Annotated in this window: 26 protein-coding genes; 8 read left to right on the forward strand and 18 right to left on the reverse strand. The window is 37.5% G+C overall.

Annotated elements, in window-relative coordinates; translation table 11 throughout:
- The 6 genes from RM549_RS19500 to RM549_RS16425 all read left to right on the forward strand — a co-directional run.
- Nucleotides 1–166 (forward strand): DUF6876 family protein (locus RM549_RS19500; RefSeq protein ID WP_349254678.1); only part of this gene is annotated, 166 nt, incomplete at its 5' end.
- 22 nt (nt 167–188) lie between these two features.
- Complete coding sequence (locus tag RM549_RS16405; RefSeq protein WP_311686773.1) at nt 189–386, forward strand: hypothetical protein; 198 nt, start codon at nt 189–191, stop codon at nt 384–386.
- Between the two features lie 537 nt (nt 387–923).
- Nucleotides 924–1,304 carry a BfmA/BtgA family mobilization protein gene (locus RM549_RS16410; protein ID WP_311686775.1) on the forward strand — a complete coding sequence of 127 codons (381 nt, stop codon included), beginning with the start codon at nt 924–926 and terminating at the stop codon, nt 1,302–1,304.
- Nucleotides 1,305–1,315: 11 nt separating this feature from the next.
- The gene (mobB, locus tag RM549_RS16415; RefSeq protein WP_311686777.1) at nt 1,316–2,347 is read left to right on the forward strand and encodes a MobB family relaxase; all 1,032 of its coding nucleotides are present in this window, start codon (nt 1,316–1,318) and stop codon (nt 2,345–2,347) included.
- A 9-nt stretch (nt 2,348–2,356) separates the two neighbouring features.
- Nucleotides 2,357–3,937 carry a type IV secretory system conjugative DNA transfer family protein gene (locus RM549_RS16420; RefSeq protein WP_311686779.1) on the forward strand — a complete coding sequence of 527 codons (1,581 nt, stop codon included), beginning with the start codon at nt 2,357–2,359 and terminating at the stop codon, nt 3,935–3,937.
- Between the two features lie 275 nt (nt 3,938–4,212).
- Entirely contained in the window at nt 4,213–5,241 is a 1,029-nt protein-coding gene (locus RM549_RS16425) for an AAA family ATPase (protein WP_311686781.1), read from the forward strand.
- Between the two features lie 5 nt (nt 5,242–5,246).
- Here RM549_RS16425 and RM549_RS16430 read toward each other — a convergent pair whose 3' ends face one another.
- Nucleotides 5,247–7,676 (reverse strand): S8 family serine peptidase, encoded by a 2,430-nt coding sequence (locus RM549_RS16430; RefSeq protein WP_311686783.1) that lies wholly within the window; start codon nt 7,674–7,676, stop codon nt 5,247–5,249.
- 176 nt (nt 7,677–7,852) lie between these two features.
- Here RM549_RS16430 and RM549_RS16435 point away from each other — a divergent pair, with 176 nt between their 5' ends.
- Nucleotides 7,853–8,188: a winged helix-turn-helix domain-containing protein gene (locus RM549_RS16435; protein ID WP_311686785.1), complete on the forward strand. Its 336-nt coding sequence runs from the start codon at nt 7,853–7,855 to the stop codon at nt 8,186–8,188.
- 10 nt (nt 8,189–8,198) lie between these two features.
- On the opposite strand, the gene RM549_RS16440 is transcribed toward RM549_RS16435, so the two are convergent.
- The 9 genes from RM549_RS16440 to RM549_RS16480 are packed head-to-tail and all read right to left on the reverse strand — an operon-like array spanning nt 8,199 to nt 15,471.
- A complete protein-coding gene (locus RM549_RS16440) occupies nt 8,199–8,561 on the reverse strand; it encodes a hypothetical protein (protein ID WP_311686787.1) in 363 nt (120 codons plus the stop codon).
- A gap of 7 nt (nt 8,562–8,568) precedes the next feature.
- Complete coding sequence (locus RM549_RS16445) at nt 8,569–9,405, reverse strand: DUF4138 domain-containing protein (RefSeq protein WP_311686789.1); 837 nt, start codon at nt 9,403–9,405, stop codon at nt 8,569–8,571.
- On the reverse strand, nt 9,402–10,331 hold the full coding sequence (gene traM, locus RM549_RS16450) for a conjugative transposon protein TraM (RefSeq protein WP_311686791.1): 930 nt from the start codon (nt 10,329–10,331) through the stop codon (nt 9,402–9,404). The genes RM549_RS16445 and traM overlap by 4 nt, the downstream gene beginning before the upstream one ends.
- Before the next feature lie 51 nt (nt 10,332–10,382).
- Complete coding sequence (locus RM549_RS16455; RefSeq protein WP_311686793.1) at nt 10,383–10,997, reverse strand: conjugal transfer protein TraK; 615 nt, start codon at nt 10,995–10,997, stop codon at nt 10,383–10,385.
- An 11-nt stretch (nt 10,998–11,008) separates the two neighbouring features.
- Nucleotides 11,009–11,851, reverse strand: coding sequence for a hypothetical protein (locus RM549_RS16460; RefSeq protein ID WP_311686794.1), 843 nt, complete (start codon nt 11,849–11,851; stop codon nt 11,009–11,011).
- A gap of 2 nt (nt 11,852–11,853) precedes the next feature.
- On the reverse strand, nt 11,854–12,432 hold the full coding sequence (locus tag RM549_RS16465; protein ID WP_489752693.1) for a conjugal transfer protein: 579 nt from the start codon (nt 12,430–12,432) through the stop codon (nt 11,854–11,856).
- Between the two features lie 46 nt (nt 12,433–12,478).
- The gene (locus RM549_RS16470) at nt 12,479–14,881 is read right to left on the reverse strand and encodes a TraG family conjugative transposon ATPase (protein WP_311686798.1); all 2,403 of its coding nucleotides are present in this window, start codon (nt 14,879–14,881) and stop codon (nt 12,479–12,481) included.
- Nucleotides 14,868–15,152, reverse strand: a complete 285-nt coding sequence (locus RM549_RS16475) for a hypothetical protein (protein ID WP_311686800.1) — start codon at nt 15,150–15,152, stop codon at nt 14,868–14,870. Before RM549_RS16475 ends, RM549_RS16470 begins: the two co-directional genes overlap by 14 nt.
- Nucleotides 15,153–15,183: 31 nt before the next feature.
- On the reverse strand, nt 15,184–15,471 hold the full coding sequence (locus RM549_RS16480; protein ID WP_311686802.1) for a hypothetical protein: 288 nt from the start codon (nt 15,469–15,471) through the stop codon (nt 15,184–15,186).
- 189 nt (nt 15,472–15,660) lie between these two features.
- Between RM549_RS16480 and RM549_RS16485 the strand changes: the two genes are divergently transcribed.
- Nucleotides 15,661–16,293, forward strand: a complete 633-nt coding sequence (locus tag RM549_RS16485) for an N-acetylmuramoyl-L-alanine amidase family protein (protein WP_311686804.1) — start codon at nt 15,661–15,663, stop codon at nt 16,291–16,293.
- A gap of 104 nt (nt 16,294–16,397) precedes the next feature.
- Here the strand turns inward: RM549_RS16485 and RM549_RS16490 are convergent, their stop codons facing one another.
- The 8 genes from RM549_RS16490 to RM549_RS16525 all read right to left on the reverse strand — a co-directional run bounded on the left by RM549_RS16490 (nt 16,398) and on the right by RM549_RS16525 (nt 24,340).
- Nucleotides 16,398–17,060 carry a P-loop NTPase family protein gene (locus RM549_RS16490; RefSeq protein ID WP_311686806.1) on the reverse strand — a complete coding sequence of 221 codons (663 nt, stop codon included), beginning with the start codon at nt 17,058–17,060 and terminating at the stop codon, nt 16,398–16,400.
- On the reverse strand, nt 17,044–17,796 hold the full coding sequence (locus RM549_RS16495) for a hypothetical protein (RefSeq protein WP_311686807.1): 753 nt from the start codon (nt 17,794–17,796) through the stop codon (nt 17,044–17,046). The genes RM549_RS16490 and RM549_RS16495 overlap by 17 nt, the downstream gene beginning before the upstream one ends.
- A 3-nt stretch (nt 17,797–17,799) precedes the next feature.
- The gene (locus tag RM549_RS16500) at nt 17,800–18,084 is read right to left on the reverse strand and encodes a helix-turn-helix domain-containing protein (protein ID WP_311686809.1); all 285 of its coding nucleotides are present in this window, start codon (nt 18,082–18,084) and stop codon (nt 17,800–17,802) included.
- A 314-nt stretch (nt 18,085–18,398) separates the two neighbouring features.
- The gene (locus tag RM549_RS16505; RefSeq protein ID WP_311686811.1) at nt 18,399–19,235 is read right to left on the reverse strand and encodes an RteC domain-containing protein; all 837 of its coding nucleotides are present in this window, start codon (nt 19,233–19,235) and stop codon (nt 18,399–18,401) included.
- A 244-nt stretch (nt 19,236–19,479) separates the two neighbouring features.
- Nucleotides 19,480–20,394, reverse strand: a complete 915-nt coding sequence (locus RM549_RS16510) for a LuxR C-terminal-related transcriptional regulator (protein ID WP_311686813.1) — start codon at nt 20,392–20,394, stop codon at nt 19,480–19,482.
- 2 nt (nt 20,395–20,396) lie between these two features.
- A complete protein-coding gene (locus tag RM549_RS16515; protein ID WP_311686815.1) occupies nt 20,397–20,888 on the reverse strand; it encodes an asparaginase domain-containing protein in 492 nt (163 codons plus the stop codon).
- A 65-nt stretch (nt 20,889–20,953) separates the two neighbouring features.
- Nucleotides 20,954–22,183, reverse strand: coding sequence for an MFS transporter (locus RM549_RS16520; RefSeq protein WP_311686817.1), 1,230 nt, complete (start codon nt 22,181–22,183; stop codon nt 20,954–20,956).
- A complete protein-coding gene (locus tag RM549_RS16525) occupies nt 22,184–24,340 on the reverse strand; it encodes a copper-translocating P-type ATPase (RefSeq protein WP_432264720.1) in 2,157 nt (718 codons plus the stop codon). It lies immediately after the preceding gene.
- Between the last annotated feature and the right edge of the window lie 18 nt (nt 24,341–24,358).

A 24,358-nucleotide genomic window follows, 5' to 3' on the forward strand; every position in this document is an offset into this window, starting at 1 on the left:
GTCCAAGGAAAAACAGGATTATTCTGGGTACGAAGCCGAAATAACGTACAGCGATGGAAACGGGAACATTTTTGAAACCCACCGATACAATGTAACGGATTTTCCATTGGATGAACTGCGGTTATTTTTTGTGGATAATACGTTGATGCTGCCGAGCGAATATTAACCCTTTCAAAAACCTAAAAATTATGATTTATCTGAATTTTTCAGACCTGAACGGGGAAGCCCAAGAACGCCTTTTGGAAAGTTCAAAAAAAGATGTGGAACAAAAATTTGGCGATGATATCCGAAACTATGCAAAGGAACATTGCGCCAATTTTGAGGTGATGATTGAAGAAGAAGCATTGCGGAATTTATACAGTTATACCTATATGTTTAATATTTGAAAAATCATCAAAATAAAAATTGCATACCTGAATTATCAGGGATAACAACTAAAAAGGGAAAATTCGCTGTTACCTGAATTTTCCCTTTGTTATTTAGACCTTGTAGGCCTACTGTTTAAATTTAATGCTTTTTCTAAAAACAGAAGCTATTTTTTTAAGAAAATTAAATCCTATAAGTTGAAAAATACCTATCTTTATTTCGCTGAAATTCAGCATTCAATTTTACGTAGGGGTATCCATTTTTTGACTTTCGCCGATAACCCTGCCCATCGAAAAATTACATAACGGGAAATCTTTTCCCTGAAATTGGCAATTGGCTTTTAGCCAAATTGTACGAAATTTTTGTTCGCCCGGGGCGAACGAAAAGGAGTAGCAAGAGGGTAACACGCGATGCGATGTTAAGCACTCCTACTCCTTGTTAATCACTTGATTTTTAGTTGTTTAAAAATCAAGTGATTGTTTAGATTTCTACAATTTGCGACAAATGCCCTTCAAGCGCCCATTTTTAGAGAAGGATTTGCGACAAATCGGCGAATTATGGACTCATTTATCGGCATTAGATTCAAAAAGGAAACCGCCAAGCGTTTCCAGCAATTTTCAAGAACACACTTCAAATCGCACACCGAGGCAATGGCTGTGATGCTCGATTTTTTCTTCTATAACGAGATATCCCCACGGGAAAAACTGGGCCCGACCGGAAGGACGATTGAGGCCAATTTAAAGAAACGGATCAATGCGGTAATTGCCATAATGCGGGATATGGAAAAGACCCAGACGAAACCCACCGTGGCGATGATCGAATCCCTTTTCCAGACCGAAGAACCCAAAAAGAAACCCCTAATCTTAGAGAAGAAATTTGTGGAAGAAAAGCCGAAAGTAAAATTTCAAGAAAAACAAAACCACAACAACGAACTCTAAATCTTTGAGCTATGTACATCACAATCACACCTCAAAAACTGGGTGGGAACTATTCCCAAAGTTCGGCAGATTTTGTGGACTATCTGGAGAAGGAAAATCAAAGTCTGGAACAGGAAGATATGGAACACTTTTTCAACCAATATGGCTATGAATTTTCAGCGGAAGAAGTGGTAAAGGATATTGACGGAAACGGTGCCAAACTGAAAAAGAAAGAGCCGAAATTCTATTCGATCACGGTCAGTCCATCGAAGTATGAATTAAACAGATTGCAGAACAGCAGTGAAGATTTAAAAAAGTACACCCGTGAGCTGATGAAGGATTATGTGGCATCGTTCAACCGGGAAATCAATGGGCGAACCGTGACCATCGATGACATTAAATACTATGCAAAAATTGAGCACCAACGAACCTTTAAGGGAACGGACAGACAGATCAAAGAAAACCAACCTTTTGCCACCAAAATATTGCACCTAAAAAATGAGATCAGAAGTATTGAAAGCGGCTCGATGGAAGGAAGTGTTGGGAAGCGGGAACGGGAAATCGCAAAATTGGAAAAGCAAGCACCGCATCAACAGGATGGCAAACGGATCGTTCAAGGGGTGCCCAAGGCCGGAAGCCAAAGCCATATCCATATTATCGTAAGCCGCAAGGATGCATCCAATTCGTTCAGTCTTTCGCCCGGGAGTAAATACAAAGCTTCCGATGTTGAGATGAGAGGGAAACAAGTTAAACGAGGTTTTGACCGGGATAAATTTTTTGAAAATGCCGAAAAGACCTTTGACAGGACGTTTGGCTACCAAAGGAATTTTGCGGAAACCTACAAGGCGCGAAAGGATTTTATTAAAAGTCCTAAAATCTATTTTGCTTCTTTGATGAAATTGCCCACCAACGAAAAGGCAATAGCCTTCAAACTGATGCGGGAAACGGGCATCCCGATAATGCCAAGCATCCCGACCAACCAGGCGCAGCTTGCCCTAAAGGTTTTCAATAAGCTGCGCAAAGGTTTGGACGTGGCCATCAAATCAAGTTCCATCGGAATCTAAATTTTTGTTATGCAACTGGACAACCTTACAACGATACTCTCAATCATTGGTTTAACAAGTATCTTATTTTATATGGGGTACAAAGTGACGCGTTATGCCTTTATTTTAAACGTGGTTTTGCTTGGAGCTTTGGTATTTTGCCTATCGAATAGCAATGACTTAATCTCGATTTCATTGGTGCTGGTCTGTCCGCTGATGCTAATTAATACAGGAATGTACGTTTTCTTGCACAGTACCGATGAGCCAAAAAATGTCGAGGGCAAGTATCGTGTAAGTTTTGCCACTAGGAATGGAAATTTTAAACTGGAAAACGTAAAACGTGGGGCATCCATCATAGGATCCGCTGGAAGCGGTAAGACGGAAAGCGTGGTGTATGGTTTTTTAAGGCATTTTCAAAAAGAAGGATTTTGCGGGATCATTCACGACTATAAGGATTTTGAGCTGACGGAAATAGCCTATCCGCTGTTCAAGGATAGCAATATCCCTTTTAAGGTTATTTCCTTTGATAAAATCATCCACAGGGTAAATCCTATTGCCCCACGATATTTAGAGAACGAGGAAAGCGTAAACGAGGTTTCCCGGGTGCTGATCGAGAACCTTTTGGAACAGAGGGAATCCGGCACGAGCGGCACGACTAAATTTTTTAATGATGCAGCTGAAGGGTTAATTGGCGGATTAATTTGGAAACTGAAAACATCCTATCCGAAATTCTGTACCCTTCCACATTTGATTGCGATTTATCAATATCTGGATACGGACAGCCTGATCCAGTTTTTGGAAACCAATACGACATCACGGGCAATGGCAGATGCCTTTATTAGCGGCAAGGATTCGGAACGGCAGACCGCAGGGGTAAAAAGCACCTTGGCCAATGCACTAAAACGGATAAGCACCCAACGCATCTTTATGGCTTTGTCCGCAGATGAAGTGCCGCTTAATATTAATAATCCAGAAAATCCCGCCGTAATTTCTGTGGTGAACAACCCGAAATTTGAAACTTCATATTCGCCCGTTATCGCGACTATTATTCATACCATCACCAAACAAATGAGCGTGCGGAATTCAAAACCCTCTTTCCTGTTGATGGAAGAAGCGCCGACCATACGCTTATTGAATATGCACCGTATTCCGGCAACATTGCGGAGCTATAATATTTCTACGGTCTATGTGATGCAGGACAAGATCCAGAACGATATGATGTACGGCGATAAGGCGAGCAAGGCCATATTGAGCAATTTATCCTACCAGTTTTTTGGCAAGGTCAATGATCCGGACACCGCCAAATACTACGAACGTTTTTTTGAAATCATCAAAGATCCAACCAAAAGTGTGAGCCGCGGTCATAATCTGGATTTTGATACCCGAATTACCACCGGAGAAAAGGAAATCCCTAAAATAAGGGCAGATGTTTTCTTTCGTTTGAAACAGGGCGAGTTTATCACTTATGCAGATGGAAAGGATAAAAAGGTGCAGTTTAGATTGTCCGAAATTCAACGGCAACTTCCTGAAGAATCCAAGCAATTTTCTCAGGCTGATTTATCTACTAATTTTGATAGGATATATGATGAGGCGCGGTCGATATTTACATAACATTTTATTTTATGAACCGATTGAATTATTTCTTAAAGATGGGTATAAACTGGTGTTATGGGGCGTATTAGATTGCAAAATAAAAGGAAGTAAGAGAGTTGTTTTTAAAAATTGGAAAAATGCTTATTGCAAATTACTGATTTAGTGGATTCTAAAACAAAATAATTCAACATATGAGGTTGTAATTTCAAATAGATGTAACGCACTTTGTTCTCAATGAAATACTAAAAATAGAACAAGTTTCGTTATATTCGCATATAATTTACTGTAGAATTTTGAGTCAATTTGATTATATAAAAGAGATTGCTAAATATGGTCTGGAAAATGATCAAGACCGCTTATTGACTGTGCTTAACGAGCTTGTCGAATACTCTAAAAAAACAAAAAAAGTTAATTTTGCCATACAATTGCAATCAATTTTAAAGGAATCGATGCGTCAACAGAGTGTAAACAATTTGACTAAAGTTGGGTCAGATTCCTATTATCAACGTGTTGATGACCGTGACATTCAAGAGTTAATTCTTGAAAAAATTACTTCAGACTATTCTTTAGAAAACATTGTTGCTGAAGATAAAGTAATGAATGACCTCAAACACTTTATTGAAGAGCACGATAGGATAGAGCTTTTACAAAGATTTAATTTGCCTGTAGCAAACAAACTTTTACTTCACGGACCTTCGGGATGTGGAAAAACATTGGCTTCTTATGTTATCGCTGGAGAACTTAAAAAAATGATGGTAGTTGTGAATTTAGGTGCCATCGTCTCTTCAAAACTTGGTGAAACGAGTAAGAATTTATCGAAAATATTTAGAAAGGCAGCGTTAGAAGATTGTATTATTTTTATTGATGAATTTGATAGTCTCGGTAAAGTTCGTGATTACAGCCAAGACCACGGCGAAATGAAACGTGTAGTAAATACAATTCTACAGCTGTTCGATTACCTTCCTCAAAGTAGTATCGTGATTGCCGCTACTAATCAAAAGGAGATGCTGGACACAGCTTTAACCAGACGATTTGATAATATTATTGGATTTTCACTACCTACCATTTCTCAAATAAGGAATCTTGTTGAACTTACCCTAAGTAAAAGTGGTTTCATATTCAGCAACAAAAAAGAAGCTGCTAAAGTGATGAGCCAATGCATCGGACTTTCTTATTATAGCATACAAAAAACTTTGCTTACTGCGCTCAAGCGCAGTTTGTTTCAACAAAGCGATAATGAAATAAAGGTCATTACAAAAATAAATAGTCATATCTGGAAGAATCTTGTAATCGCTGAAAAAAAATCACTGGAAATTTCCTAATCTCATTAAACCTCTCCTTCTAAATCAGCATCTGCTTGTGCAGCTGTTATAATTTCAACTTTATTAATTGCCCTTAGTTCATCATATAACCTACCTGTTGGACTTTTTGTAGTTTCCTCAATTTTAACGACCAAAGAAAAATTAAATTTATTAGGGTAATTTTCGATTTGGGAAGCCATAATTTGATTCGATAGTCTTGACTGTACAGCCAATTTTAAGGTTTTTTCCTCGCTTCGTAAATGGTCTAAATTGATAAAGAATTCGATTTTTTGAACGTTACTATATGGTAAGGGATTTGATTTCTCCCGTGCTGACTGCGACCAGGTTTGACCAGTACGTAGTTTTGAATTTAAATCTTTGTCTTTAGCATTAATCTGATTTGATGTATGATTACGAAACACGCAAAAAGCCATATGTATAGGACAGTAGGTGAGTTGATTGTGCTGCAACGGTCTAAAACTGAAGCACAAAGTAGCGGTAACTTTTAATATACCTCTTTTCTTACCTAAGTCTGTTGTTAGTAAATAATCCGGAAAATTGAGAGGATATATTTTTTGTTCTTCTGCTTTAATACTATCTTCAAGTACAAGTGTGGCTGCATTTTCATTTGAAAATATTGTAGATTGAGCTTCCAAAATACCATACCCTGAAGTGCGATTCAACAAGTTTTCATAAGCTGCCGGATATTTGGTGTTTTCCAGAGAAGCACCATTAATTATGAGTGCTTTAATGGTTTGGGATTTTAAATCGGGATATGCTATTTTAAGTTTAGCTGCAAGATTTGCAGCAAGTGGGGCAGCCAGACTTGTACCAACATCCTTGGTAAATCCCATCGCAGGATTTGAAGAAAGAACCGACATCGCCGCATTTTCCATAAAATCTATAGTGTTTGGTTCATAAAATCCATAGTCACCACCACTTTCTAAAATATCTGGTTTAAATAGATTTTTATTTTTCTTTTTTGGTGGATAAAGAACCGAAAGGTCTACGTGATCTTTTCTTGAATAAATTGTTGGGAACTCTTTCCCGGAAGAAATTCCATTGAAGGCGCCATTGTATAGACCATCAGCTGCGGCACCTACGGTAATATTATTCATAGAGTCCGCTGGTGTATTTAGGTTAGTGTGTTCATTGTTGAAGTAATCTATATCATAATCTGTATTTTCATTAAGAGCGTGCGGATTATTTCCAGTACTGATAAATATCAAACTGTCAGTCTCGTGAGCAAATTTATCCAACTCATAAGTATAGTTTGAAAACGTCTCATTAGTCTTCTTGTGAGTTTTATAGCAAAATGTTAAGACGAATAAATCAAGTGAAGGATATTTTGTCTTAGCACGATAGAGCATATCAATTACTCCCTTTTCAGACAGATAGCCATCACCATTACTTAATAATTTCATTGAAAGAAGCTTAGCATCTGCATTAACCTCTCCTTTAAACTCATTTGTATGGTTGTACTTCCCTAACGATGCAAGCGCACCGACCATTGTTCCGTGACCATTGCGATTATAGTTATCAATAAGAGGGTTTCCGTCAAGTGAAAAAGTGTCATCTTGCAGGGTAATTGCGGCTAATGGCGTTTGCATACTTATGCCTGTGTCGAGTATACCAATAAGTGGTAAATTCTCATTAGAGTTTGCAATTTCAAAACCAAATCCTCTTTCTGGAACATTATATACTCCAGGTCGAATAACGCCCGAAAGAGAGGATGTAATGCTTTCAATAACATCAAAATTTTGGGCAATAGTAATGAGTTGGTCTAAAGTTGCATCGAAAATCTCCAATCTATGGTTTTCTCTATCAATCAAATATTCTATCAGATGGTCGTTTAAATATTTTTCGAGGGCATTTAAAATATTATTTTCGATTTCAGAATTTGCCGGTAGTTCAATTGTTTTTAAAACTACCACATTACCAATATGTTCAGCGGTTACTTGCAGAATATCAGTTAATGTAAGCAATTTGAAGTTCTTTACATAGAGAATGTATCTGGAAGGAATAACTTCATTAATATTTTCCAACCCTTTTCGGATAAGGGTCTCCACGCTATTTATAAAAAGGCGAAATTTTTCCCTGTCAGTAATAGAAAATATTGCAGTTCTGTTATATTCAGTAAAACTAACACCTTCTAACCCAAAAGTATTATACCATATTTGATAATATTTCTCAATGTTAAACTGACCTATAAAATCAATCTCAACATAATCTATATCGTAAGGAACATCAATTTCATCATCTTTTGAAGCTCGCTTTTCTTGCAAGTCACGACGGAAGGAACGTAAATCGTTACTAAATGCTCTTGCCATCAAGATATAATTTGGTTCTCTATTTACTTCCTCCTCTTGCGTGGCAAAACCATAATTAAATTTTACTTCCCCTGCTTCTTCAAATTGCTGATTTGCAAGTATTCTTAAGTGATTTCTCTTTGGCATAAATACTTATTTGAAAAACCACAAAAATAGTAATATTGTTTACTTTTCTCATTAAAATTGAAACTTCTCTTTAGATGTCAAGGGATTAGCACGGGGATATGAATTACAATTTGCTTTTTTTTCTAATTTATTTCAAATATATTTCCCAAATAGCCGTATCGCAATAGGCTTGATTTTTGCATACTTTTCTAATAATTTCAAATATCGGAGGTATTGTTATAAATGGCACAATTCACCTTACAGCTAAAGAAACTACTGTAGAAGAAGGTGGTCAAATAGGTGGTCAAAAGGTTGCCGTAATTGACGATATTAAAGAATTGACACATAGACAAAAGGAAGTTTTGAAGTTAATTGCTTTAGATAATCGAATAAGCCGTTCAGGAATTGCCGAGGTATTACACATAAACGAATCTGCAATCCAAAAGCATCTAAACAATTTGAAGGATACCGGCTTTATAGAGCGTGTTGGTGGTACAAGAGGTTATTGGAAAATCAACCTCGATAAAAACTAAAAAATCCTTTTTAAAAAGGCCCTTTTTCCTTCGGACCTTTACTGGTAACTTTCCATTGACCATTTTCTTTAGTCAGTTTAAAAATTCCTATTTTCCCATCGTAGGTGGTGCTGTATTTTACCCAGGCAAGTTCGCCATCAACAGCTTCATCTAAAATTTCTACCTCAATCTCTTTATCAGAATCTGGCATCATATTCTGTACGGTAATCAGACTGGCATAGCCTTCTGAAGTGGTATGTTTTTTTAAGGCTGATTCATCTTTTGAGAAAAAGCTTTCTGCAACAACTTTGGAAGTTTCAGAAGGGGATTTTGTTGTGCTTTCTGAACAAGAAAGGAACAACAGTACGAGCGAGCAAATGACTATTCTTTTCATAACAGTATTAATTTGGATTATTAATATATCTATGTGATATTTTCAGTTCTATATTGCGTTCGCCATCCTTTTCATTCAATTCCAAAATTGCTCGACGGTCATCGGATAATGAAAATTTGGGCAGCACATAAACAAAGCGAGCCGTTTCATTTTCCTTAATCTTAGACGGCTGATTATGTTTATATATCGGTTCTTGATTAAGTCGTTGCAATGATTTTCTTTTCCCTTTTTGCCGAGTTTCAATCGAAAGGTTCAAGAAATTCAAATCGTAATCCAACGTAGAATTATTTTCAATCTCGATAACGAAATAGAGTTCCTCTTTATCAAAAACAATATTTTCTACGTTCAAGATAATACCTTCGTTTCGTTTCTTGATGCGCCCTATGCGCTGTTTTCTTTTAAGAAGATATGAGCAGAATTTTTGGTAATAATAGGTGCTGTCATCTACAAGTTCTTCAGAAGATTCAACAAGAACCGAATCCTTTGCAATCGGTTTTTCATTACCGATACTATTTGATAGCGGAATGAAATAATTGAGCTTAGAAAGCTTTTGTTTATACCTTACAATATACGAAAAAATCGAACCATTTCTGTTGACTACCAGCAAATTACTTTCCTTCCCAGGCTTTGCTTGAAGAAGTCCGAAATACTGTTCTTTTTCACGGTTGTAGGTAAAAACAAAATTGTCCGAACCCGTTATGCCTTGTCGTATGGGTTCAGGAAAAAATAGCGCAACGTTTTTGGTATCGTTTGCATAAATAGTGTCGAGTGGTATGGGTTGCTGTTGTGCTTTCGCGGAAGCGGCAATCAATAGGACTATTAAAACTGAGATAAATGATTTCATAATTTGGGTTTTAAAATGAGTTTGTAGTTGTTTAGTACTGTAACTTTTACATTACGGTTGTTACGTCTGAGCACCTTTGTTACGCCACCTACTTGCGGAACGGTAGGGATATTGATGTCGCCAATAATATCGTCCAAAACTTCGGTGGTGGCTTCTGCTCTAAAATTATTCTGTACGTAGATGCCTTCGCTTCCATCAGATAAATCAAAAGCCTTAAGTTTGGTAGGATGGTGTTGTATGTTTTCAATTTCAATTAAAGCCCGGTTAGGCTGAAAGCTTATAAAACCTAAAATGGGTGTATTCTTTACCATTAGCTTACCATTTATGGTAGCAGCTTTAGTCAAGCGCATTCGCAATCTGGTGTTTGCTTTTACAACTTGGTCACCATCTACAACCACGTAAATAGTTTCATCTGTATTGTCGATGATTGAAACTTCATTGGGTTTGGGCGCAGCAGAAAAAAACAATTGATGTTCCAAGCCCAATTCTTTCGCTTGGATTTTTTGTTCTCGCTTTACTTCAGCAGAATCAATTGTTGATACCACTTTGCGAACAGTTCTTTTCTGTCCCAAGTTTTGGTATCGTTTTTCTGAATAATAAATTTTTCCAGCTTCATATATGCTATCTACGATACGCTCTTTTTCTCTTTCTGGAAGGTCTGGATCGTAAAATCCCAAGGAATCAATTAACTTTTCATCATAGATGCTGGGCGCATTGTTTTCACGTACTTTTTTCAAGTCGTTAATCGCATCCAGTTTGGAATCATACTCTTTTTGATCCTCTTCCAAATCTGGCACTAAGGTCTGTTTGAGGTTTTTAGTCTCACTTTCATCATCGCCCATTACCATAACGGAATAGGAAATCAGGAATATGAAAATCACGGCCAATACCGCTGCAAATACTATCTTGTTTTTTTCTACTTTCATAATCGTGTTTTTTTAAATGCCGATTACCTGTCCGACGGCAGGCGGGTCGGCTCAACTTTCATCGTTTAGTTTTTTTAAGGTGTTCTCGAAATAGTTGGTAATCAACAATCCGTGCGGATTGTTCGGGAAGTTTCGGTCAACCATAATCAAGTTTCCGGTGGAAACCAACTCATAGGTGTCGATAATTGAACCTCTATTGATTTCAAAAATGGTGGTCGTAGTAAAGCTATACGAGCCATTATTTTCATTTATCCGTGAATCGATACTCAGTACTTTTTGAACCAAGGAATACTGAAGCAATCTGTTGTAAACACCATCCGCTTTTTTCTGACGGTAGAGATTGTCCACGGAACTATTGCCCAGCCACAATGCCTTTTCCAAGTTTCGTTCATAATTACTGGCATCGATGTTATAGAAGTAATTGTGGAACAGATCCAAATGCGCCAAAGCTTCAACCCGAAAATTCTCCTTTTGGGTCACGAGCTTCAGTGGAATGATACTGCCATCAGTATTAATGGCAAAGGCACTATCGAGCGCTTTTTGATTGGTGTTGAATACCATCCAAACCGAAAATGTGCTGGACAGCAGCGCACAGACAACGACTGCCAAAACGACAAACCGATTCAGCTTTAGGACATTGTAAATATTCTTATATGGTGTTTTCATTCTGAATAGATTTAGTTGGTAAATAGTCTGAGTGTGAATGACGTGGCGCGTCTATATAATTTGAATTTCAGAAAGACAATGAAGCCCACCGAACCAAGCTGGACAACCGGCGCAAAAAAGCCACTGCCGACATCTGATCCAAAAAGGTTATTCCAGAAGTTTGTGTTGATTTCTGTGTACAGGGCATTCACAAACACGTTAACCAAAAAGAAGGCAGGTACTAACATATATACTGCCGCATAAAGCTTGAAAAACGTGTAAGCCAATGAACGGAATTTTTCAAATACGGCAAGACTAATAACCAATGGGAAAAACGCTTGCATAATCCCCAACAGGAAGAAACGTTCGGCCAAAAACAAAGGATAGATGAACAAGTCCAAAATCCATAGGAAAAGACAAATGATAAATGCAAATATTTTGAATCCATAAAGCGGTGTTACCAAGGCTTCATATAAGAGCGTCATAGCCGCTTGAGCAACCTCTATGATACTAACGTCCTCTTCAATGGGAATGTCCTGCATTTGCAATGGAAGCAATGCGGGTGCTGTGCCACGATATTGACTTTCGATAGCCACTAAAATCCCGTCAAAAAATCCTAAAACCTGAGTTGAGAATATGACCAAAATGACAATGGCAAAATTCTTGATCAGTTCGCCTGGACTCAATCCCCAAGTGTAGCCATCCTTATCTGCGATGCCTTCATTGTATTTTTTAAGGATATTGACCAAAAAGAACAGGACAGCGAGCGTTTTCATTCCCGCAATGGTGTATTGCGAAAAGCTGCTGGCCTGTATGGTCTGGAAAACTGTGTCGATATATTCCAGCCCGATTCCTAAGAGAATGGTCGCCGTCATTTTTAATATTCGGTTTCTCGGTTATTGACTTTATCTTGCATTTTCCTGAAGGAAATAATGTCTCGGTAGCGTTTTGTTTTTGTTGTGATAGTGGAAACCATTTGCTTTGATTCCAGCTCCTTTGCTTTTAAAATTTCAGCACGTTCTGCATCGCTCATTTTAAGATAATCGCTGGACAGGACTTCATCAATAAAATCTACCGTGTCCAGTGAGTTTTGAACAATAGCATCAAAAGATTTTACAACCCTTGAAACTTCCTCTGGTTTGATGTAGGGCGAGTTGAGTATGTCCTGTACATCGTTCTGCATTACGGTGATAAGGCGCTGATTGTTCTGTCCAATTTCCTCAACTGCTCTAAGCTGTTGTACCACACTGGATACTTTCTCAATGCTCTCCTTTGCATCTTTTAAGAATTTTACAGACTTAATCATTTGAGCTGTCTGTTTACCTGATTCAACAAGTTGTTTTACCAAGCTGATAAAATTGGTATTGTCATAAGTGGGCATTCCCTGACACGCAGCGCGTGTGGGCAATAAAAAGATGAATGCCGTTGCGATAATTAAGATTTTTGTTTTACTCATTGTAAAATATTTGTTTTGGTATTCGTGAATCTTCGATTTCATAATATTATGTTTTAGATGTGAATTGAATTATTGCTTTTTGCATATCCTGGTGCTCATTGTAGAGCTGCATTATTTCCTCATTTTCCTGTCCATCGGTCAAGTAAGCTGCATAGACTTCCTTCGGAACTTCAAGCCGGAAGATGTTACTTTCCCTACCAATTTTGATGAACATTTCGGTGTACTTCCGTGGTCCTGAAAGATTGTTCTTGATGGATTTTAATTGATTCAGGTCGTGGCTGGATAGGTTGAGACGTTTGACCAGTTCATCATAGCCTTTTTCATTATTCAGACTATAAATGACTTGTGTGTTTTCAAGAATACTCGCTGAAGTTGAATTGTTCGGAAGCTGATTGATGGATTGAAGAATAATCCCAATAGCACCGTTCTGTTTACGAATTGCTTGGTAGTAGAACTCGACGCTTTCCAATACGTTTTCAAACTTCAGTTGCTTGGCAAACTCATCAAAAAGAATGATGCCTTTTTCGGCTCTATTCTTCCAAATGGTTCGTTGGATTGCAGACTTAATCAGTTTCAACATTACGGAAAGGATTTCTTTGTTGTCCTTCACTTCATCCAGTTCAAACACTATCAATCGTTTGTCCTCGATTTTATAGGTCTGGTCTTCGCTGACCTCAAAGAGGAAGCTATATAGACCATCGCCAACATACTCCGACATTACGTGCAGAAAGCCCGTAACATTGAAGTAGTCAGGATGGATTTTAAGTTTACCTAAAAGGTCTTTTTGGTTGGCCTCGATGAAATGGTAAAAACCATCCAACGAGTGATTTTCTGAAATACTATCATAATAATGACGAAGTATTTTTTTAACCGAAACTGACTGTGCTTTCGTAACTTTTAAGTCTGAAGCAAAAAGTTCAAACAGGAAAACTGATAAGTCTTCCAATCGTTCGGGTGTAAGGTCATTTGTGTCACTTATGTAAAAAGGATTGATACCTAAGTTTTTTCCGCTTTCATAGCGAAGCACCGTATATTTTTCAGGATAGAGTTTGGCAAACTTGGTGTATGAGCCACCCAAATCTATGATAACCAACCGAACGCCACTTTCAAAATACTGGCGCAAAATGTTATTAGCCAAAAAGGATTTTCCTTCGCCAGTAGGCGCGAAAATGGCAAAGTTCCTTGCCTTGATACGTTTCTTCTTTTCATCCCAAACATCCTTTAAAACAGGAATATTATGCTCACGGTCATTAAAGATGATTCCAGTAGTATCGCTTTTGTAATTGGTGTTATTGATGAACAGGCAAAGTGCGTGCTTCAAGTCCGTGACGTATAAATCATTGTTTGAGAAATTGGAAGAGAAACAGCAGTAACTGTTCAGTATATAATTTTTACGTTCTTCGCCTCTTGGATAGTATGGTATGATATCCAATTCCTTAAATTCAGTCTTTATTTTTGAAGTTATCTTGTCGAGCTCTTTGGCATCTTTGGACCAATACACAATGTTCAAATGACCACGGATGATTCGTGCATTATCATCGGCATTGATTTGGTCAAGGATGTGTTGAATTTTGCCAAGTACCACTTTGTTTTGTGAACCGAAGTTGGAACTTTTATTAAGCTCTTCAACTTTCTTATCGAGCAGCTTCCGCCACTTTTGTTTGTCGTCCAGATATAGAATCTGGTTAACGATATGGTTCTCATTAAGCGTAAGCCCTAAGCCATCAATAAAACCTTGATGAAACACAAAATCGTCAGAAGTGAATTTCTCATTGGTTTTGCTACTCTGTACACTTTCGCCAAAGCACAGTTCGCTGTTGATGGCAAGGGCATCAAAATGGTTTTCGCCAATATTGACGCTTTTTTTGTCCAGTAAAATATCGGTATCGTAACCTTCATTAAAACCGTTGAAGTAACTGTTTGTCAGTTGCTGTATTTCTTCCGCTTTAAGCGAAATAAATTCCATCTTTCGGCTATTGTTTATGAAGGAAACCGAATCGCTAACCGAGTTGGCGAAACGCTTTATATTATCATCCAGTTCCTGTACGATTCCCTTTGAAACTTTTCTGAAGGGATTGACGTATTTCGGATTGTTTAGAGCCTTGTTTTTGGTCAAGATGAGGAACAAATAACAGCTGTGCTCGATATGGCCACGACCTTTAAAATGCTCATGAGTAGCCTTTTCCAAAAAGGTTGAATTTGGTAGTTGTTCTGAAGTATATGATTTCTTCAAGTAGATATCCTGTTTGTGTACGACAGTACCAATTGGCAATGACTTCAAAGCCTGAAACCAAGCACCGTGCATATCCTCAAAGTCCTTTTCAGATAGTGAATAGATTTCCGGTAGATTCCCTTTATAGCACAAGACTACGTTACCATTGTTGGCAAATACGATATTGTCCTGAATATCTGTAATGGGTTGATATGCCGAAAGGTTAATCTTGTTCATAATCGAAGCCCGAGTTTCTTTTGTTACTAATGATTTTTGGCAATGCTTTAGCCATTTGGAAAAGCTGTGGATTGTGAGCTATCCTTGTCAGCGCTACATATAATGAAGCATTGAATACCAGTACACCTATTATTATCCCAAAGCTGAAAGAGAAGATGATGATTAGCAAAGAAGCCAAAATGGAAACCATCATTAAGGCGAACAGGGAAATGGGCAGCCCAAAAATGACCGCCCGTTTCCTGATGTTTTTATATACCTCGAATTTTTTCATAGTGCTTGGATAATAAATCTCTCTGCGAGGTTTAGACCACAATTCCAATTAAGTAGGTAAAGATTCCTACGACCGCGCCGGCGATCAAGACAAAGACCAGAACACGGGTTATCCCTTTTTTGAGATCGGCATTTTCTCCAAAGAAGTGCCCTGCGTTAAAGAGGAAACCAACTAGAAAAATAACACCCAGGAGAATGGGAAAAATAACCCTAATGGTATTCGAAACATCATCAACGGAATCTTCTATCCCTCCGATTTGTGCAAAAAGCGATTTTGAGAGCAACGAAAGAAACATTGCCAAGTAGATTGATTTTTTCATAACGGAACAGTTTAAATTTTTGATTCATTTTCGCTATTGGAAATTTACATATATTTGAATATAAATAACTGAAAATCAAATATTTGTAAATAAAATATTATTTGATTTAGTTTGAATTCCGTTGCTGTTATTTGGCATCAAATCCTATGGAATTTTGAAGGGAAGTTGTTGATAACCCGAAAATTGAAAATGAAAAAAGTGCTTAAAAACGTCAGTTTTGTGATTTTGCTTCTAAAAATGTGCATCATTTTTGGGCAAGAAACGACTGCTCAAAAACGAATCGTTATTGACGTTGGACACGGGGGAAAAGATTCTGGTGCAATTGGCATAAATGGCATCCAAGAAAAGGATGTGGTTTTGTCTCTTGCAACTGAAATTTTGAAGTTGAATGATGCTTGGAATGAGCCGTTGGATATTTATTTGACCAGGTACAGCGATACCCTCATTTCACTATCAAATAGAACCAAGCTGACCAAAGCTTTAAAACCTGATTTGTTCGTTTCATTGCATTGTAATCATTCAGACAATCCCAATGCGAGGGGGATTGAGGTTTATGTTTCAAGAAAACAGGAAAAATATTCAAAAGAATCTGTATTTATCGGTTATCAAATTGAAAGGGCATTTTGCAAAGCAATAGGATATAAAAGCAGAGGCGTAAAGTTTGCCAACTTTCAGGTGCTACGGGAAACAGTGGGTTATTGCCCTTCTTTGCTGTTGGAATTGGGTTTTTTGAGCAATAAAGATGAAGGTAGCTATATTTCAGGTTCTGTAAATATCCAGCAGATTGCTTTAGCAATTTTACTATCAATAAAAAACCAATAGAGCTTTGAAAGATATTTTTTTAGAGTTAACAAAAAGTTTAAAGGCCATTGTAGAACAATTTATTTCGGAAGTGATTTTATTATATAAATCTTTCAGAAATTAATCTACTTCCTCTTATCCCCAGCCCCCTCATCAAAGGCGATCAGGTTGAAGAGTTCCCGCATCCGGCTACGAACACGGTTACCGTAACGTTCCTCCAATTCTTCTGCATTCAGATTCGTAGTCGCATGGGTCTTGATTTTATGTTTGGTCTGGAGGTAAAGTTCATAGCGCGATAAAAGCACTTCGCCCATAACGTTCAGATCTTTTCCGTAAAAACGACCTGCGGGTTCTACGCCCAGATCATCAAAACAGAAGAATTTCGTGTTTCCATAATCTTCAATGGTTTTAAAGCCAAGATGGTTAAAACTGAACGCAACATTCCGGCAAGGGATCATTTCGTAAGGGCGTTGCAACGGCACTAAATGCCGTAAAAGTTTCATTAGGTTGGTTTTACCACATCCTACGGGCCCAGAGAGTAAAATCCCTTTTTCAACATCGATATCAAATTTTTTGCAGTTTTCCGTGTCCTTGATGAAGTAGGAACAGAGTTTTAGTAAAATATCCTTGTCCTCTTCGTAGATTTTAAATTTCTTTCCAAAGAGGAGCTTTCCCTTGGCATTCAGGTAAATCAGGATTTTCGGGAAATCGTAGAGCACACATTTCCCGTCAAACTTGCCCAGCGAGTATTCCACGCCGCCTTCGGTTATTTTAGAGGGGTTGTCCATAATCCTTGGTTTTAGTGGTTTTGAGGTTGTCCCGATTTTGGGACGCTCCCGCTTTGTTTGGTGTGTTTTCTTCGGCAAACAATTCGGTTCTATCCATCCAATTTTTGGCTAGAGCCTGCCAATCTCTAATTGCTTTTCCATCGCTTGTTTTCCAATCATTAGCTTCATAATGCTCGAAGAATTTTTTTCCTTCATCAGCATCAAAACCTTTTTCTTCAAAAAAAATAAAAACGGCCTGCCTGCCCTTTGGCTGTTTATTAATGTTTACCTGTTTGGTATTGTTTATATTAGATACCAATGCTTGTCCACTCACGGGACGGTGCGGGTACATAGCTTGTCCATTGGTGGGACGGTGCAGGTTCACTACTGGTTCACGTATGGGATGGTACCGTTCCGCAAGCTGTTCCAATTCGGGATTGTACCGTCCCATATCCGGTTCATCACTTGTCCCGATAATGGCCATCTTGATCTTGCTCCCTTTGTATGGATTGTTAGACGGGAAATAGGAAAGATAATTCCACAAATCGAGGTCGGTCACACACCGGTGGTACGTCGATTTTGAACCTATTTTGGCACAGCGCATCAAATCCCGACGATTCACGTAAAATTCATCCATAAAGCGGCAACTGTTCCATTCTTGGAACAATGCCATATACAGACTGATATGAGTAGGATTTAGGCGGTCATCAAAAAAGAACTTTTCAAAAGCCGCATTAAGTAGCTTTATATAGTTCATCGCTTAAGAATTTATACCGTGCTGCACACGGTTTGCGGTCATTACATTCTCGATTTCCTCGGCATCGTAGTAAATGATACCGCCCACTTTCGTGTAGGGCAATGTGCCATTGACGCGAAGGTTTTGAAGTGTGCCCGGACTGACCTGAAGCAATTCCATCACTTCGCAAGATTTAAGGTATTTTTTGAGCTTTCCTTTAGACTGATTGGAAAGTAATTTTTTAATGTCATCGAGCAATTCCATTTTGAATTCCCGAAGGTCGTCTGTGGTAATAATACTTGTTGGCATAATAGATTTTTTTAAAAGAAAGGGACTACCAAATTGCTTTAAGCTAATTTGATAGCCCCTCGCAGGATTTGACTTTCGTTCCACAAAATTGGGAGGAATTACTGGATTTTATTCCCCAGTACGGCCGTAGTACGGTCAAAATTTAACATCTTGAAATTCGATGGATTTTGTAGTGTTTTTGAAGGCTCTAATGTAGAAATCGAGTATTAAATCACACTAAATTATATGAAGAGGGCTTCCAAACACAAAGGACCGTAGGTCCACCGTAGTACGGTCTTTTTTAACAATTTTAGAAGATCGAAAAATGGAAATTTTTAGTCTTCACTCTTATCCATTTCGGAAAGTAGTGAGGTCGCTAATTGATCAAGGAACAACGTCCTGCTATTTTTTCTTCCCTTGATGTCCTGGTTGGTTTTATAGATGTCCCTTGGTGTATAATCAAAAATTTCCTGAAGCTTTTGTGAAACCTTCATAATGCTAAGGCCATTCTGGTTCCGAAGTCCATTGTACCATAGGGCATAAACCATTTCCACCCAATCTGAATTAGTAAATGGCCAGGTAATTTTTTCGGTAGGAGTATGATTAAATGTTTTTCCGTTGGAATTATTAATAATACAGGACATTCGCTTATCCAAATAAACAACTATGGAATTATACGCTTTAAATTTACCTAATAGCATATCTCTTGGTGTAGAAAAATCAGGATCTTGAAAATAGAAATTTGAAGTGGGTATATAGTAGGTGTCGAGATTGTTCCGGGTGTAATATTCTTTATCAAAATGAGTAGCGTTAGAGTTAATGTATTGCCCGAAATCAATGTTATACAGGAAGAATCGGTTAAGCCTTTTAATTTTCCTTTTTATGAATTTTAATTGGGCTTTTTTATCAGCTTTCGGAAACTGAATTTCTAAAGAGTGGATTTCTGAGAAGTAAATAAGCTGTACAAGGGGGACTTGTTTGATATTTTTGAAGAAATCTATTTCTTCTTCCTGAGAGTTAAGACCATGTAATATTATTTCTTTTTTGAGCTTATATAGTAAGTTGCGGCATAATTCAATGGAATGATAGGCCCTGCTCAAAATATTTTCTTTTTGGAGCTTCAATTCATGCAATTTCTGAATGAGTATTTCCGATTCCAACTGTAAATCCATTACTAATCATTTTACAGGTTATTTTTTGAAAAAGTACCATTTCAGGCATGTACAGCTTAGAAAAGCAAAAGCATCAGCCTTACTTCTAAGGTAATTTCACCAATACAGAATTCTTGAAATATATTGCGTATTTAGCTACGAAAAGTCCGTATTTATGTACGGAACATAAGGAGTGAATACTTTAATTGAGATTTTTATCGCTACTTTGTTATCAGGTTTCAGAAAAAACCCGGTTGTTTGTATGTTATGGGTTTTTGTGGAAGCGTGATAAAAATTCTTTTCTGCCATTTACTCCCGTTTTCTTAAAGATGTTGGAGGCATGTTTAGATACAGTGCTCTCGGCAATATAAAGATCTTTGGCAATTTTTTTATAGGAAAGATTATTTAAAATCGATACTGCAATCTCGACTTCCCTTCTGGTTAAATTCTGATAGATAATTTTCGTATTAATTGGATCATCTTTTTGCCCTTTATTAAATGCAAAAACTTCATATACAATATTTTTATTTTTTAGGAAATATAGATATCTATTGATCTCAATGGCTGTTATTGCATAAAATGCCAGGTTCATTATTGAAAATGTCAGCCATTGGTAATCCCCAATTACGGTCAAAATAGGTAAGAGTACAATACAGCTAATACTTATTAGTGCCAATTTTTTTCGCTTTGAAAAGAATGTATTGGAATCCTTTAGATTTGAAATCCTTCTATAAAACAGCCCGAGGAAGATAAATGCTATAATTGATATGGGAATAGTAAACAGGATTCTGGCAGTATTTAAGGAATTTGTTAGAAAATAGGGGATTAAAAATAACAAGATAAAACTGCTAATTACCAAAATGGCTATATTTATAAAAGACGCACGGAATTTCAAAAAAATAATATCATAATCTTTGAACAGGTAATAAATCATATATAGGCATAGTGCAATGGCAACCCCGTAAGTAATAATGTACTGGAGAAAAAGTGGATCGGTTAAATTTTCAATAGGCAAAAATCCTCCGGTGGCATTATAAGCGATGTACAGGAGGCCGAGAATTATGTACCTGTGGAAACTAAGATGCTTAAGATTAATGTTTGCAATGGTAGCAACAACTACAATAAAAGTATCTATAAGCAGGTAAAAAAAGGTAGTCCAAGGTATTGAGGTGCCGAACATTTTTATTCATTTTTAGGCTCAAACTTGTTGGATTCCAGATTTTTGGTAACATTGCCCCAATGAAAAATCCTGCCATTCATAGCCACATAAACACCAGGCTCCAAAAATTGTAAAGAACAAATTGCATAGCCTAAATTGAAAACGGCATCCGTATTTTTAGAGATTCCCATTATAAATGAGCCTACAAGGACAATAGTCTTTTTAAGTTCTTCCTTTCCAAGATAAGTCGCGGTATCTTCCATAGTAAAAGTTCCATGGGTTATTAAAATTTTTTCTGCATTGGAAGCTTCTATTTTTTTTAGCAAAAAATTTCTGTCTTCATCAGTAATGGATCGGCTATCTTTGGCGAATGCTTTTTCGATGATGTAAGGGATCGAAACATTAGCGGAATCAAGAAATTCCCCAATAGCAATTTTACTTTCCTTTGTTTTATTTTCTGGGTTTTCATAATTCATGCCCTCAATGGTGCCTCCTGTTGTGATTATATGTATCATAATTTAATAAGTTTAGTGTAGCATTATAAGTTTTAGAATTTCGTTTAATTATCGGTAAGTAATCTTCAAGTATTTTCATTGTTAGGTTTATAAAAGCTTCTAAAAAAACACAGTAATCCAATCAAAATGATGATGCCGGCAATAATAAATGGATAGTAAAAACCACCAGCTATCAGCCAGGTTCCTATAATCGGACCCAAAATCTGTCCTACACTATTGGCGGAAGTTTGTATGGAAATATTGCTTCCTGCATTTTCTTTTGAAAGCAAAGATACTGCTGAAAGCAGGTTGGGGGTTACCATTGCTCCACCAGTGGCGAATGTTATAATTAGTGCATAGACATAAAATTCATTACTAAAAAATGGAAATGCAATCATCGAAATTCCTGAAATCAATAATCCGGCTGCAATTTGCTGCTTTGCCGTTAATATTTTTTCACCATAGGTTGCAAATACAGGTTGTAAAACTGCCATAACTGATCCACAGAGCATAAATCCTATGCCTATTTGATTGCTTGTAAATAACAATTCATCTTTTCCGTAAATTGAAAAAACCGTTTCAAAGAGGGTGACCACAAATTGCATTACAAAAGAAAGCAGTAATAGGATGGTAAAGAACCTACTAAAGCTAAAGCTTAATTTTTGTTTTTCTGAAACAAACCGTCTTATTGGTGTTGTATTCCCAAGCCATTTTATCAGTATGCTCAATATAACAAAACCCAAAAGTGCAACCAGAAGAAATGGGATTGAAAAGCGATCCAGATGTAATATCCCCAAGGAATACTTGAAATGTAGATTGGTTTGGGATAGAAGGCTACCTAAAACAGGGCCAAAAATAACTCCTGAACTTATGGCAACACCAGACCACGCCATTATTTTTGTTCGGCGTTTTTTAGATGTAATATCACTTAAATATGCATTGCTAACAGGAATAACTGAAGAAGTGAATATGCCGCCAAAAATACGAGCGATATAAAGCATAGTAAGCGACGTGGCAAGACCGGTAAGCAACTGCATTACTACAAAGCCAATTAAACCGCAAATGATTATAGGCTTACGGCCGTATTTATCCGATAGTTTTCCCCAAACCACTACGAATAGTAGCTGGAAAAAAGGATAGATACTCGTGAGCAGACCAATATGAAAGTTAATAAGGTCGGTATCGAGATTGTCTTTTAAAGCTAATCTTTCGGTATAGTAGGGAAGGGTTGGTAATAAAATACCATAGCCCAACATCACTACAAATAAACTCAACAGGATTAAAGATATCCTGTTGAGTTTTTCTTTTTGGTTCATTTATTTTTTTCCGATTTTTCGCTTCAATAATTGCGCATTAATAGCCACTATAATCGTACTTAAACTCATAAATACTGCTCCTACAGCTGGTCCTAAAACAAAGCCTGAAGAATATAATACACCGGCTGCTAAAGGAATAGCCACTACATTATATCCTGTTGCCCAAATCAAATTCTGAATCATTTTATTGTAGGTGGCTTTTCCAAAGAGAATTAAGTTGGCAATATCCTGTGGGTTACTGTTGACCAGAATGATATCTGCTGTTTCGGCGGCAACGTCCGTACCTGAACCAACCGCAATTCCCACATCAGCTTTGGCAAGTGCGGGCGCATCATTTACACCATCACCCGTCATCGCTACAAAATCGCCTTTGTTCTGTAACTCTTCTACAATTTCAACTTTTTGATGTGGCAATACTTCGGCGTAGTAACCATCCAATCCAAGTTTTTCACTCACAGCCTTAGCGGTTTTTTCGTTATCGCCAGTTGCCATCAAGACTTTGATATTGTTCTTTTTAAATATTTTGATAGCTGCCGCAGATTCAGGTCTTATTTCGTCAGCAAGAGCAATGTATCCTGCTAGTTGTCCATCAATTAATACAAATACAACAGTTTCAGCAGCGTCACTATAAGCATCTTCAGGAATAGTTATTTTTTCATCCCTTAAATAACCAGGACTTACCACTTTTACTTGCTTTCCTTCTACATTTGCCTCTACACCTTTACCAGTAATTGCATTAAAGTTTTCAGGTTTTGGGATGGTAATATTGTCTTCTTTGACTTTTTTAATAATCCCAACAGCAATAGGATGTTCCGAACTTTGCTCCAAGGCACTTGAGAGTCTTAAGATTTCTTCGTTTGAATGAGACGCATTTACAGATTTGATTCGAGTGACACCAAAATCACCTTTGGTCAATGTTCCTGTTTTATCAAAAAGCAAAGCTGAAATTTTCCTCGATTCTTCAAAAGCAGTCCTATTGCGAATTAATAATCCGTTTTGAGCTGAAACAGCAGTCGATATGGCAACTACCAAAGGAATCGCAAGACCCAATGCGTGTGGACAAGCAATGACCATAACGGTAACCATTCTTTCTAAAGCATAGACAAATGGAAAGCCTAAAATCAGCCATACCGCTAATGTTCCAAAACCAATAGCCAAAGCGATGTAAGTTAACCATTTTGCAGCCCGGTCTGAAAGGTTTTGCATTTTGGATTTGGTTTTTTGAGCTTCCTCGACCATCGTAATAACCTTATTGAGATAGCTGTCTTTTCCAGTATGTTCAACCTTTACTTTTAAAGTGCCATTACCGTTTACCGAACCTCCAATAACCTTATCATCTATTTCTTTCTTAACAGGTTTGGACTCCCCGGTAAGCATAGATTCATTCAGGTAGCTGGAGCCTTCTGTTATAATCCCATCAGCAGGAACTTTTTCACCTGGTTTTACCAAAATCACATCATCCTTCAGTAAATCTTCAAGAGGGATGTCTTCTATGATGTCGCCTTTTACCCTGTGCGCTTCTGCAGGCATCATACTTACCAGTAACTGTAAAGCTTTTGACGCACCTAACACACTTTTCATTTCTATCCAATGGCCAAGCAACATTATGGCTATAAGTGTTGATAGCTCCCAGAAAAAGTCTTCGCCTCTTAAGCCAAATACGGTAGCGGTGCTATAAAAATAAGCTACAGAAATTGCCATAGAAATCAAGGTCATCATTCCTGGCGCACCTTTTTTGATTTCAGACCAGAACCCTTTTAAAAATGGCCAACCACCATAAAAGTAAACCACAGATGAAAGTGCAAAAAGGATATATGGATTTCCTGGGAGTAAAAATTCATACCCGAAAAATTCCTGAATCATTGGTGAGAAGAACAATATAGGGATGGTAAGCACAAGCGTTACCCAAAAACGTTTTCTAAAGTCTGCAATCATCATTTTATGATGGTCGTGACCCGTCTCGCCGTGACCGGGATTATGACCTGAATGGCCACTATGTCCCGAATGGTCACTTTCATCCATTGCTTCGTTATGGCCGTGTTTGGTTTTTTCGACCAGGTTATCCTTTATATCAGCTTCTTTTTTTAATGCTTCATTCTTTGCTGAAGTATTCCCTTTGCCATTATGTTCGTGGGGATGATGTTCGTGATTTTCCATAATTTCTGTTTTTGTTGA

Source organism: Autumnicola patrickiae (assembly GCF_031846525.1).
Lineage (GTDB): Bacteria > Bacteroidota > Bacteroidia > Flavobacteriales > Flavobacteriaceae > Autumnicola > Autumnicola patrickiae.

Bases quoted from the DNA above. Each gene is read 5' to 3' on its own strand.
- RM549_RS16490 (WP_311686806.1), bottom strand. From the start codon at position 17,060: ATGGACAACCCCTCTAAAATAACCGAAGGCGGCGTGGAATACTCGCTG.
- RM549_RS16440 (WP_311686787.1), bottom strand. From the start codon at position 8,561: ATGAAAAGAATAGTCATTTGCTCGCTCGTACTGTTGTTCCTTTCTTGT.
- RM549_RS16480 (WP_311686802.1), bottom strand. From the start codon at position 15,471: ATGAAAAAATCAATCTACTTGGCAATGTTTCTTTCGTTGCTCTCAAAA.
- RM549_RS16510 (WP_311686813.1), bottom strand. From the start codon at position 20,394: ATGTTCGGCACCTCAATACCTTGGACTACCTTTTTTTACCTGCTTATA.
- RM549_RS16465 (WP_489752693.1), bottom strand. From the start codon at position 12,432: ATGAGTAAAACAAAAATCTTAATTATCGCAACGGCATTCATCTTTTTA.
- RM549_RS16525 (WP_432264720.1), bottom strand. From the start codon at position 24,340: ATGGAAAATCACGAACATCATCCCCACGAACATAATGGCAAAGGGAAT.
- RM549_RS16410 (WP_311686775.1), top strand. From the start codon at position 924: ATGGACTCATTTATCGGCATTAGATTCAAAAAGGAAACCGCCAAGCGT.
- RM549_RS16470 (WP_311686798.1), bottom strand. From the start codon at position 14,881: ATGAACAAGATTAACCTTTCGGCATATCAACCCATTACAGATATTCAG.
- RM549_RS16455 (WP_311686793.1), bottom strand. From the start codon at position 10,997: ATGAAAACACCATATAAGAATATTTACAATGTCCTAAAGCTGAATCGG.
- RM549_RS16460 (WP_311686794.1), bottom strand. From the start codon at position 11,851: ATGACGGCGACCATTCTCTTAGGAATCGGGCTGGAATATATCGACACA.
- RM549_RS16405 (WP_311686773.1), top strand. From the start codon at position 189: ATGATTTATCTGAATTTTTCAGACCTGAACGGGGAAGCCCAAGAACGC.
- RM549_RS16420 (WP_311686779.1), top strand. From the start codon at position 2,357: ATGCAACTGGACAACCTTACAACGATACTCTCAATCATTGGTTTAACA.
- RM549_RS16500 (WP_311686809.1), bottom strand. From the start codon at position 18,084: ATGCCAACAAGTATTATTACCACAGACGACCTTCGGGAATTCAAAATG.
- RM549_RS16520 (WP_311686817.1), bottom strand. From the start codon at position 22,183: ATGAACCAAAAAGAAAAACTCAACAGGATATCTTTAATCCTGTTGAGT.
- RM549_RS16475 (WP_311686800.1), bottom strand. From the start codon at position 15,152: ATGAAAAAATTCGAGGTATATAAAAACATCAGGAAACGGGCGGTCATT.
- RM549_RS16485 (WP_311686804.1), top strand. From the start codon at position 15,661: ATGAAAAAAGTGCTTAAAAACGTCAGTTTTGTGATTTTGCTTCTAAAA.
- RM549_RS16445 (WP_311686789.1), bottom strand. From the start codon at position 9,405: ATGAAATCATTTATCTCAGTTTTAATAGTCCTATTGATTGCCGCTTCC.
- mobB (WP_311686777.1), top strand. From the start codon at position 1,316: ATGTACATCACAATCACACCTCAAAAACTGGGTGGGAACTATTCCCAA.
- RM549_RS16430 (WP_311686783.1), bottom strand. From the start codon at position 7,676: ATGCCAAAGAGAAATCACTTAAGAATACTTGCAAATCAGCAATTTGAA.
- RM549_RS16515 (WP_311686815.1), bottom strand. From the start codon at position 20,888: ATGATACATATAATCACAACAGGAGGCACCATTGAGGGCATGAATTAT.
- RM549_RS16495 (WP_311686807.1), bottom strand. From the start codon at position 17,796: ATGAACTATATAAAGCTACTTAATGCGGCTTTTGAAAAGTTCTTTTTT.
- RM549_RS16505 (WP_311686811.1), bottom strand. From the start codon at position 19,235: ATGGATTTACAGTTGGAATCGGAAATACTCATTCAGAAATTGCATGAA.
- traM (WP_311686791.1), bottom strand. From the start codon at position 10,331: ATGAAAGTAGAAAAAAACAAGATAGTATTTGCAGCGGTATTGGCCGTG.